At 69.7% G+C, this 9,749-nt stretch carries 16 protein-coding genes; 13 read left to right on the top strand and 3 right to left on the bottom strand.

Annotated elements, in window-relative coordinates; genetic code table 11:
• Nucleotides 1-10: 10 nt before the first annotated feature.
• Both ACO1BR_RS36960 and ACO1BR_RS36965 read right to left on the bottom strand, forming a co-directional pair.
• Nucleotides 11-394, bottom strand: a complete 384-nt coding sequence (locus ACO1BR_RS36960) for a hypothetical protein (protein WP_426799487.1) — start codon at nucleotides 392-394, stop codon at nucleotides 11-13.
• Between the two features lie 26 nt (nucleotides 395-420).
• Nucleotides 421-840: a helix-turn-helix domain-containing protein gene (locus ACO1BR_RS36965; RefSeq protein WP_426799488.1), complete on the bottom strand. Its 420-nt coding sequence runs from the start codon at nucleotides 838-840 to the stop codon at nucleotides 421-423.
• Between the two features lie 332 nt (nucleotides 841-1,172).
• Between ACO1BR_RS36965 and ACO1BR_RS36970 the strand changes: the two genes are divergently transcribed.
• From ACO1BR_RS36970 to ACO1BR_RS37030, 13 genes are all read left to right on the top strand, one after another.
• Entirely contained in the window at nucleotides 1,173-1,385 is a 213-nt protein-coding gene (locus ACO1BR_RS36970; protein ID WP_426799489.1) for a helix-turn-helix domain-containing protein, read from the top strand.
• Complete coding sequence (locus ACO1BR_RS36975) at nucleotides 1,382-1,609, top strand: hypothetical protein (protein ID WP_426799490.1); 228 nt, start codon at nucleotides 1,382-1,384, stop codon at nucleotides 1,607-1,609. Before ACO1BR_RS36970 ends, ACO1BR_RS36975 begins: the two co-directional genes overlap by 4 nt.
• Nucleotides 1,570-1,854, top strand: coding sequence for a hypothetical protein (locus tag ACO1BR_RS36980; RefSeq protein ID WP_426799491.1), 285 nt, complete (start codon nucleotides 1,570-1,572; stop codon nucleotides 1,852-1,854). The genes ACO1BR_RS36975 and ACO1BR_RS36980 overlap by 40 nt, the downstream gene beginning before the upstream one ends.
• The gene (locus tag ACO1BR_RS36985) at nucleotides 1,851-2,852 is read left to right on the top strand and encodes a hypothetical protein (protein ID WP_426799492.1); all 1,002 of its coding nucleotides are present in this window, start codon (nucleotides 1,851-1,853) and stop codon (nucleotides 2,850-2,852) included. Before ACO1BR_RS36980 ends, ACO1BR_RS36985 begins: the two co-directional genes overlap by 4 nt.
• Nucleotides 2,849-3,397, top strand: a complete 549-nt coding sequence (locus ACO1BR_RS36990) for a hypothetical protein (protein WP_426799493.1) — start codon at nucleotides 2,849-2,851, stop codon at nucleotides 3,395-3,397. The genes ACO1BR_RS36985 and ACO1BR_RS36990 overlap by 4 nt, the downstream gene beginning before the upstream one ends.
• A 138-nt stretch (nucleotides 3,398-3,535) precedes the next feature.
• Nucleotides 3,536-4,366 carry a hypothetical protein gene (locus ACO1BR_RS36995; protein WP_426799494.1) on the top strand — a complete coding sequence of 277 codons (831 nt, stop codon included), beginning with the start codon at nucleotides 3,536-3,538 and terminating at the stop codon, nucleotides 4,364-4,366.
• A complete protein-coding gene (locus ACO1BR_RS37000) occupies nucleotides 4,366-5,067 on the top strand; it encodes a zinc finger domain-containing protein (RefSeq protein WP_426799495.1) in 702 nt (233 codons plus the stop codon). The genes ACO1BR_RS36995 and ACO1BR_RS37000 overlap by 1 nt, the downstream gene beginning before the upstream one ends.
• The gene (locus tag ACO1BR_RS37005; protein ID WP_426799496.1) at nucleotides 5,064-5,486 is read left to right on the top strand and encodes a hypothetical protein; all 423 of its coding nucleotides are present in this window, start codon (nucleotides 5,064-5,066) and stop codon (nucleotides 5,484-5,486) included. Before ACO1BR_RS37000 ends, ACO1BR_RS37005 begins: the two co-directional genes overlap by 4 nt.
• Complete coding sequence (locus ACO1BR_RS37010; RefSeq protein WP_426799497.1) at nucleotides 5,483-5,656, top strand: hypothetical protein; 174 nt, start codon at nucleotides 5,483-5,485, stop codon at nucleotides 5,654-5,656. The genes ACO1BR_RS37005 and ACO1BR_RS37010 overlap by 4 nt, the downstream gene beginning before the upstream one ends.
• A 214-nt stretch (nucleotides 5,657-5,870) precedes the next feature.
• On the top strand, nucleotides 5,871-6,332 hold the full coding sequence (locus ACO1BR_RS37015) for a single-stranded DNA-binding protein (protein WP_426799498.1): 462 nt from the start codon (nucleotides 5,871-5,873) through the stop codon (nucleotides 6,330-6,332).
• Nucleotides 6,333-6,490: 158 nt separating this feature from the next.
• Entirely contained in the window at nucleotides 6,491-6,649 is a 159-nt protein-coding gene (locus ACO1BR_RS37020) for a hypothetical protein (protein ID WP_426799499.1), read from the top strand.
• Nucleotides 6,646-6,924, top strand: coding sequence for a hypothetical protein (locus ACO1BR_RS37025; RefSeq protein WP_426799500.1), 279 nt, complete (start codon nucleotides 6,646-6,648; stop codon nucleotides 6,922-6,924). The genes ACO1BR_RS37020 and ACO1BR_RS37025 overlap by 4 nt, the downstream gene beginning before the upstream one ends.
• The gene (locus tag ACO1BR_RS37030; RefSeq protein ID WP_426799501.1) at nucleotides 6,909-7,688 is read left to right on the top strand and encodes a hypothetical protein; all 780 of its coding nucleotides are present in this window, start codon (nucleotides 6,909-6,911) and stop codon (nucleotides 7,686-7,688) included. The genes ACO1BR_RS37025 and ACO1BR_RS37030 overlap by 16 nt, the downstream gene beginning before the upstream one ends.
• Before the next feature lie 90 nt (nucleotides 7,689-7,778).
• Here ACO1BR_RS37030 and ACO1BR_RS37035 read toward each other — a convergent pair whose 3' ends face one another.
• Complete coding sequence (locus ACO1BR_RS37035; protein ID WP_426799502.1) at nucleotides 7,779-9,563, bottom strand: pentapeptide repeat-containing protein; 1,785 nt, start codon at nucleotides 9,561-9,563, stop codon at nucleotides 7,779-7,781.
• Nucleotides 9,564-9,749: the final 186 nt, after the last annotated feature.

Below are 9,749 nucleotides of genomic sequence, written 5' to 3' on the forward strand. Positions count from 1 at the left end.
GGCTGCTCCTTTACTGCGCTTTGTGGCGAGGCGTGAGGTTGTTGCCGCACGACGGCACCGCGTAGAGGCGGTGGACGGTGGCTACGTCGCCGGTGGAGGTTCCGGGGCCGCCGCCGTCTGTGACGGGCGGCGGGGTGAGCAGGCCGCGCGATGCGTGCTCAAGACCAAGGCGGTATCCCTCTCGGCGGAGTGCTTCCGCGGTGTCCCGGGTGATGCGCTGGTGGCGTCGCACCTTGGCCAGGATCACGGGAGGCAGGCTGGCGAAGGTCAGCACAGAGCCGGTGTCGGCGAGCCGGGCGTTGTTCCCGGTCACGGCACCGAGGACGACCAGGATCAGGCCGGCGAGGAACGCAAGGGTCGAGGCAACGAGGGCGAGGTGCTCACGGTTGATCATCGGGGGGTGGTTGCCTTTCTGTGGTGCTATCCGCTTGCGCGGGTGTCGCCCGGTTCGGTGGCGCGGAGTCCGTTGACCATTCGTTCGAATGTGCCGACGCCTTCGGGGCTGGTGATGCCTAGTTCGTTGGCGGCTTGCTTGGGCGTGATGGATGCGGGGTTGATGGGGCGGGCCGCGGCGGCGGCGAGGTCGTCCGGCGAGAGGACGCCGGCCCTTACGAGGACCTCGCCGAGGGGGACGCGCAGACACTCGGATAGGGCGTTGAGGGTGCGCAGGTCTGGGAGGCCGTCACCGCGGAAGAGTCGCGAGACGGTTGCCGGGCTGATGCCGGAGTCTGTAGCGAACTTCTTCTGTCCGCCGCGATCTGGGTAGCCGCGGACTCGTAGTTGCTCCTTGAGCCATGCGGCGAAGGTCTGGGGGGTGTGCTGGGCAGCGTCGGATGTCATACACGAAAGATATCGCGCATGAAAGAAATTTGGCATGTGGATCACCGCTCGGCATGACGCCCCTCCCCCGTCTCGCGAAGTACACACAGTCCGCCGCAATCGAACAGGACTTCGATCAGGCTACGGCTGGGCCGTCAACCTGTCTTGTTCGTAACCATATAGGCACCCACTGACAGTGCGTCTGAGCAGGGTCGGGCGGTTGCGTCCGGTTCCTGGCGACTAGTTACGCAGGTCCGCGTTTGTCAGCGCAACTGATTTCATGCGTGAAACGAAGGTGCTATATTTCAAGCACGAGAGAGATCAACATCGATCGTCTCGTGAAAGGAACTGTCATGTCTTATGCACCTTCCGCCCTGGTCACCGCCGCGCGGACCAAGGGCGACCGCACCCCTGCCGACATGGCCCGCCGGATGGGCATGCCCTACCTGGCCGTCTACCGGTGGGCGACCGGCCGCCACGCCCCGGGGCCGTCTGGTCTGGCCGCCATCGAGAAGGCGTATGGGCTCACCCCGGCCGACCTGATGCGAGAGGACACCGCGGCATGAGCGCGATAACGCCCCGCGAGCGCGCGTTCGCCGAGGCCCGCGCCGTCCTTGACCAGGCCCGCACCCGCCGCGACCGCCTGCCGATCCATCTGGCCGCCGAGCAGGCTGCCGTCGGGAGCTTCCGCAGCGCAGACGAAATCGAGTTGATCCTGCGCCGGCTGCACCGCACGGCCCGCAACGAGCAATGCCCGGCGCCCGCGGCACCCGCCGCTATCGCTGCCTGACCCACGCAGTGAACGCCGAGACCGTCCTCGACGCCCTCGCCGAGGCGTACGCCGACGCCCCCGCTGCCGTCGAGCACCTGCTGCTCGACCTCGCCGACGCCCGGTCGCACGCCGACCACATGCGGCACTACCCGGCCGCCACCGACCACGGCCGCGAGCTGGCCGCCGCCGCGCACGACGCGGCCCGCGATGCCCTCGCCGCCGTCCTCGACCTTTCCGCCACGTACTTAGGAGTCGCCCCGTGACCGTCGTCGCCCTCTCCGAGCGCCAGCAGCCCACGCAGCAGCACCTCGCCGCCCCCGCCATGCCCCGTATGTCGGTCGAGTCCAAGCTCGACTACTGCCGCGCGTTCGCCGCGTCCGGCCTGCTGCCCCGCCAGTTCCGCGGGCAGCCCGCGAACCTGCTCTATGCGGTCGAGTACGCCGAGTCCCTCGGCCTGCACCCCATGGTCGCGATCACCGGCGTGCATGTCATCGAGGGCAAACCGACCGCGTCCGCCGCCCTGATCTCCGCCCTTGTCCGCCGCGCCGGGCACCGGCTGCGCGTCACCGGCGACGCAACAGCGGCCACGGCTCAGATCATCCGGGCCGACGACCCCGAGTTCGTGTTCGAGGTCCGGTTCACCATCGAGGACGCGCGCCGCGCCGGTCTGCTCGGCAAGGACGTGTGGAAGAAGTACCCGGCGTCGATGCTCAAGGCCCGTGCCATCTCCGCCGTTGCCCGGGATGCCTGCGAGGAAGCGCTGTTCGGCGTGCATTACACCCCCGAAGAACTCGGCGCCGTCGTCGACCAGGAGGGGAACCCCATCTACCTTGCTGGGGAGATCCAGCGGGACACCGGCGAGCAGGCCCCGCAGGACGTCGAGCAGCCCGACTTCCTCGCCCTGGCCGAGGACTGCGCGGACGCCGACGGGGTGCGTGCGGTGTGGGCGCAGGCCAAGGCCGCGGGGGCGCCGCGGGAGTACCTCGACCACGTGGCCGCCGTCGGCCGGAACAAGCCTGGTGCCAAGGGGGCCGAGCAGCCGCCGGTCGAGGACGTCGTCGAGGCGGAGCCGGCCGGTGACGCCCAGATAGCCCCCGAGCTGGCCGAGATGTACGACGCTGCGCAGGCCGCCGGCCTCGACGTCGAGGAGGCCGATGAGGCGTTCGAGGCGGCGCACGGCTGCCCGGCCGCCTTCGCCAGCGCAGAGCAGTTGCGCGCCCAGGTTGCTGACCTGCGCGAGGCCGTCGAGGGGGACCGGTGAGCGCCGCGGACATCAAGGCCGCGACCACCCGAGAGGCCGTGCTGAAAGCCCTTCTCGACGAGGTGAAGGCCGCGTACGAGGAGGCGCGCACGGAGGTGCAGCATCACCTCGACGCCGCCCATGAAGTCACCGGGGCGCGGCAGTTCGCCGCCGCGCTGCCGGACGGTACGAAGGTGGGCACCATCAGCCTGACGGGCGGGGAGCCGACCGCGCAGGTTGTCGACGAGGAGGCGTTCACGGCCTGGGCTCGGGCGGCGTTCCCGGCCGAGCGCGTGACGCGGATCGTCAAAGAAATGCGGGCCGCGTTTGTCGAGCGGCTGCTCGGCGAGATGACCGCGGCCGGTGTGCCGCAGATCGTCGACCCGGCCTCGGGCGAAGTGCACGAAGTGCCCGGGGTGGAGATCCGGCCTACCCGGCGCCGCTCGCATTCGGTGCGGTTCGCCAAGGGTGGCAAAGACCTCGTCGGCGAGGCATGGCGTACGGGCGTGTTGGCGCCCCTGGTCCTGCCCATGCTCGCCCCCGGCACAGCAGATGAAGCCACATGAAGTGCGGCCACTGGGACGGCTCGGAGCGCCGCTTCTGCGGCGCCCCGGACGCCCGCCGGTACGTCATCGGCCACCGCTGCCCCCTGCACTCCCCTGCCGCCCTGAAAGTCCCGTCAAGCCGCATGTAAGGAAGGCGCGTTGAGCCTCGACGCCATGGATTGGGTGTGGACCCGGTCCGCCGCCAAGGGCACCGGCCGCATGGTGCTGCTCGCCATCGCGGACAAGTGCCCCGGCCCCGACTGCACCGCGTATGCGGGCACGACCATGCTCGTGCAGCGGACGAACGCGGCCCGCTCCTCCGTCGTGGCCGCCGTTGACAAGCTGCTCGAATCGGGTGAGTTGGAAGTCGTCGAGGGCGCAACGGGGCCGCGTAGAGAGACCGTGTACCGGCTTCCGCTCGCCGTCGACCACCGCCGCACCGAGTCCGATTCGACCCCTTATGGAGGTCCGAAATCCGGACCGGTACGGAATCCGGACCGGTCCGAGAACCGGACCCCCGGGGGTACAGATTCCGGACCCCAGGGGTACGAAAACCGGACCCCCACCGGTCCGGATTCCGGACCCCAGAACGCATATGAACGCAATCACCAAGAAGAACAGCAGCAGCCGCGTGCGGGTGCGTCTCCGGTAGTCGAGCAACTGCGCCCCCTCGCCGACGCCCTCGACGCCGCCGGAGTCGAGGTCAGGTGGACGCTGGGACTTGGCGAGCAGCGCGACGTATGGCGCCTGGTTCAGGCGCACGGTGCCGCCGCCCTGGTTGACCTCGCCGCCCGCCGCACTCACCCCGGCGACGGCCCCAAACCGGCCCGCTACTGGCTGCGTGTCTGGTCCGATCTCGACCACGTCCCCGCCGCCGCGCCGCACGGCTCCAACGTCGTGCCGTTCCGGCCCGCGCCGGCCGCCCCCACCAGCCATACCGACAACTTGGCAGCAGGGCTAGCCCTGTTGGAGAAGGAAGGTTTCGCCTAATGCAGCACGCCCACGTCGCCGCCCTGTTGAACTTCGCCGCCACCCTCGACAGCCGCGTACGTCGCATCATGGCCAGCCCCGAGCAGTCCGCGGCCACCATCCGCACGTGGACGCAGGCCCTCGACAGCATCCCCGCGGAGTCCGAGGCCGCTGGTTGGGATGCCGGCCGCGCTGTGCGCCGCTATTACGAGCAGCGCAACGGCGACCGCAGCGCGCAGTTCCGGCCGATCGAGCCGCACGACCTCCTCGCCGCCTTCGCACCGCACCGCGTCGAGTTGATGAACCGCCACACCGACCCGGCGCCGGCGGTTGACCCGGACCACGTCGACGCCTACCTCGCCGAGCTGCGCACCTCGCGCACGGCCGTCGCCACCGGCCAGGCCGCGCCCGTCGAACACCCCCAGCTCACCGGCGGGCCACACCCCGCCATCGAGGCCCGCCTCGCCGCCATCGGCAGCCCCATCCCGCCGGCCGTCCGGCTGCAACTCGCCGCCTACCGGCCCACCAAGGCCCGCCGCGAGGCCACCGTCGCCGCAGGCCAGCCCGACCCCCTGTCGATGCCGTGCCCCTGGTGCCACGCCGAGGAGGAACAGCCATGCCGCGGCGGATGGCGCCCCAACGGCAAGGGCCGCCGCACCAAGGCCACACCGCACGACAGCAGAGCCGAACTTGCCGCCGATCCCAAGGGAGTCGCAGCATGAGCCGCAAGAACTACCGCCTTACGGCCACGTGGCCCGCCCCGGCACCTCAGGTGCAGTTCCAGACGTCCGACCGCAAGCGCCTCTACTCCAAGGCCCGAACCTGGGCAGGCGAGGGCGCCGTCGTCGTGATCGAGAAAGCCCGCGGCGCGCGATGGCTGCCCGCCACCACCCTCGACGGCCCCGCCATGCTCGCCGAGCAGCAGCACCAGGCCGCCGAGAAGGAAGCCGCCGCCCGCCGAGCCGCCGTCGAGGCCGAACTCGCAGCCCGCACCGCCCGGTTCGTCGACAACCTGCTCGCCGAACACAACCAGGCAGAGCACAACCGGCACGCCCGGCTCATGCAGGCCCCGCCCGTCCCCCGGCGCGCCGCGGGCCGCCTCGCCGCCGCCCACGTCGTTGCCGGCCGGGGCATCCGATGACCGCCCGCGCCGTTGTTGCCCTGCTGGCCGGTGAGCTGCACGAACTGCACCCGGACGCGTACGCCGGACGCGAGCACCCCGTCGCCCCGGCCGCCATCGAGGCCGCCGAGCGCCTACTCACTGGCCTCGCCGAGCACGGCCTCACCATCACCGCAGACCAAGGCGGGTAGCCCCGCAGGCCTCGCCCAAACAGGGCGACATGGGCGACCCCTACCCGGTAGATTTCACGTACGATTCGCTTTACTCGATTCCGTTTCNGCAGACCAAGGCGGGTAGCCCCGCAGGCCTCGCCCAAACAGGGCGACATGGGCGACCCCTACCCGGTAGATTTCACGTACGATTCGCTTTACTCGATTCCGTTTCACATCTGAAAGAGGTGCCGTTGTGTCCGGCGAGACCGTCATCACCGTTGTAGGGAATCTGGTCGACGATCCCGAGCTGCGGTTCACCACCGCCGGCGCCGCCGTCGCCAAGTTCCGCGTAGCCAGCACCCCCCGCACCTTCGACCGCCAGACCAACGAATGGCGCGACGGCGAAAGCCTGTTCCTGACCTGCTCCGTGTGGCGCCAGGCCGCCGAAAACGCCGCAGAGTCCCTCACCCGCGGCATGCGCGTCATCGTCACCGGCCGCCTCAAGCAGCGCACCTACGACGACCGCGAAGGCATCAAGCGAACCGTGTTCGAGCTGGACGTCGACGAAGTCGGCCCGTCCCTGCTGCGCGCAACCGCCACCGTCACCAAAGCAGGCCACCACAAGGCCCCGCAGCAGCCGCAGCAGCCCACCGCAGACCCCTGGAACACCCAAGCCCTGGCAGCACCGCAATACGCCGCAGAACCGCCGTTCTAGCCGCTCCCGCCGCGACCGGTCGAACCCGCCCCCGTGCGCGCGGGGAACGGCCGCCCCGCCCCCCCGCCCGACTCCCCCTCGACACCCCGGAGGTCCGCCCCGTGATCGTCCCGACCCGACGCACGGTCCACGTGACCCGGACCGAACACGCCCTACCCTTGCCCGCTCCCCTGCTCGACGTCGCACACCTCGTTGAGATCGTGCGCGATGAGCTGCACCGCGTTGACCGGCCGGCCGCCGACGCCGAGGTACGCGTCACCGACGGGGACCTGATCGCGTCATACGAGACGCCGAGACTGTCGGCGGTGCGCCGATGACCGCCGCTGACGAACGCTGGGCGCAGATCGACGTGTTGCTCGCCCGCTACGGCCGCCACGCCCCGGCCGAGGCCGCGCACCTGCGGACCCTCATCGAGGCCGAGCGCACCACCGCCGACCGGTACCGACGCCAGGCCGGCGGGCAACAGGCCGCCGTACGCCGGTTGCAGCGCCGCCTCGACGCCGCCGAGCAGGCCATCGTCGAGGCCGAGCAGCACGCCAACGCCGCCGAGCAATCCAGTCCCGGGAGGGATGAACCATGCACAACCCCGTAGCCGTTCGCGCCGCCGAGAACCTCGCCACCATCCGGAAGCACTGGGCCGAGCTGCTGCTCGCCGTCGAGACCCCGCCCGCCGACGCGTGGCCCCCGCGGCAACTCGTACACACACTGCGCGCCGTTGACGACGAGCAGCTCGACGTCGAGGAGCGGGCGCCGCTGGTGCTGCGCGAGCACCCCTCCCCGCTGAACGTCGACGCCCTCGACACCGGCCTCGCCATCGAGCGCGCCGTGTTTGACCTCGCCGACACCCTCGCCGCCGCGGTCCAGCACGCCGACCTCGACGACCCGCGCCGCTGGAACTACCGCAGCGCCACGGATCCCGGCAGCCGCGCGCACGGCCTGCATTGGGCCGCCTTGTACGTCGAGGGTCGGGTGCTCGACGAGGACACCGAGCCCGAACTGCTCGACGACGACACCCTCGCATCTGCCCCGTTCACGCCCCTGCCCGAGTACCTGCTGCACGAAGCTGCCCGCGTTGCCCACCAGTGCGCCAGCCGCCTACTGCGGACCCTCCGCCTTGACCACCGCGCCACCCCGGTCCCCGAGCGGCCGTGCCCCTGGTGCGGCGGTGAACTCACCTTGCACACGGGGCCGGACCAGGGGCCGAGCGTCACGTGCGGCACGGGCCCCCAGTGCCCCGCCCCCGTACCGCTCACCCTCACGCGCCGGCGGGTGTGGGAGTGGCCCGGCCTGCTCGCCCTGGTGGCCGCGCTGGACGCGGGGGCGCGGCGGGGGCAGGCACCCCCCATGGCCGCGTGACGGGTGCTCGCGCTGCTGGGACTGCGCCATTCAGCTGTCGTTCGCGGCTCTGACCAAGCTTGCCGTCGCACACGGTGTCACCGTATGCCGCTACACCTGGTGTTGCAGATCTACCGGTCTCGGCGTGCTCGGCCGCATCGCAGGGAACGGGCCCCAATCGATGTCAGCTGCGCTCTCGACCCGCACGCCGTTGAAGGTAACCGTGCCGTCGGTGTACTCCGCGCTATGGAAGGAGACCTCGCCGTCGGTGAACTCCACGTTGCTGAATTCGACCGTGCCGCCGTCGAACTGCGCGTCGATGAAGCCGACCACGCCGCCGTCGAGCTCTACGCCGTCGAAGATGACCGTGCCGTAGGTGAACTGAGCATTTCTGAAGGTGACCGTGCCGCCAGTAAACTGCGCGTTGTTGAAGTCGACTGCGCTGCCGTCGAACTGCGCGTCGTCGAAGAAGACCGTGCCGCCGTCGAACAGTGCGTCGCCGAACGAGACCTCGCCTCCGGTGAACTGCGCGTCGCGGAATTCGACCGTGCCGTCGGTGAAAAGTGCGTCGTTGAAGTGGACCGTGCCGCCGTCGAACTGCGCCCTGTTGAAATCAACCGTGCCGCCGGTGTACTCCGCGCCATGGAAGGAGGCCGTGCCGCCGTCGAACAGCACGCCGCCGAAGGAGGCCGTGCCGCCGTCGAACTGCACGTCATCGAAGTGGACTGTGCCGCCGCTGAACTTCGCATGGTTGAAGTGGACCGTGCCGCGGGTGAACTGCGCGCAGTTGAATTGGACCGTGCCGCTGGCGAAATGCGCCAAGTAGAAGGTGACCGTGCTGCCGGTGAACCGCGCATCGTTGAAGTAGACCTCGCCGCCGTGGAACTGCACGCGGTCGAAGCGAACCGTGCCGCCGGTGAACTGCGCGCCATGGAAGTAGACCTCGCCGCCGATGAACTGCGCGCTACCGAAGGCAACCTCGCCGCCGATGAACTGCGCGCCGGCGAAGAAGGCCATGCTGTTGGTGAACTGCGTGTTGCCGAAGGCGACCTCGCCGCCGATGAACTGCGCGCTACTGAATGCGACCTTGCCGTCGATGAACTGCGCGTAGTTGTAGGTGACCGTGCCGTTAGTGAACTGTGCCTTGTCGAAGGTAACCATGCTGCCGGTGAACTGCACGCCATCGAAGCGAACCATGCTGCCGGTGAACTGCGCGCCGTCGAAGCGAACCGTGCCGCGGGTGAACTGCGCGCCGTCGAAGGCGACCGTGCCGCTAGTGAACTGCGCCCGGTTGAAGGTAACCATGCTGTCGGTAATCTGCACGCCATCGAAGGCGACCGTGCTGCCAGTGAACCGCGTATCGTCGAAGGAGACTGCGCCTCCGGTGAACCGCGCGCCGTGGAAGTCCCCACCGTCGAAGGTGGCCCCGGTGAAGTCTAGGCTGCGCCCGCACCACGTCGTCGGTGCCATTGGATCTTGGAGGTGGTCACGGATGCTCCGGATGATGGTGAGCCGAACTTCCCGCTCGCCTGCCTTGAAACCGGTTGCGGTGGGGTCGGGCTCGTAGGGCATGCGCAGGTACGCGCACAGGACGTCGATGCACACCTGCCGCTGCTCCGGCCAGTCATCTGCGAGCCGCGCCATCGCGTACACACCGGCGAGCCGAACGGCGGCCTGCTCGTGCCCCATCTGCTCCGCTGCGGTGGAGTATCGGTCGGCGAGTTGGCTCGCGTCCGCCCGGTGTGAGTCGCCCTCCGCGAGGAGTTGTTTGCGGTAGGCGTAGACGCCGGTGAGGACGGCGCCGATGAGAGTGAGAACCGTGACGGTGGTCTTGATGACGTTGTTGACGTCGACCGGCTTCCCCGTCCGATTCTCCGCGGTGAGCAGCGTGTCCATACCTTGGAAGAGGCCGAAGGCGAGCACTCCCACGACGGCGAGGGCTATGGGGGCGACGATCCACACAGACCTCAGGTGTGGCGTGTGGCGTCCTTGTGGCTGCGGACGCTCTAAGTGGGCGGTTCGTGAGCCTTTGAGTCGTTCTGTGGTCGCCTGATGGTGTGGGGTGGGGGCGAATTCCGCGGG

Source organism: Streptomyces sp. YGL11-2 (assembly GCF_050054615.1).
Taxonomy (GTDB): domain Bacteria; phylum Actinomycetota; class Actinomycetes; order Streptomycetales; family Streptomycetaceae; genus Streptomyces.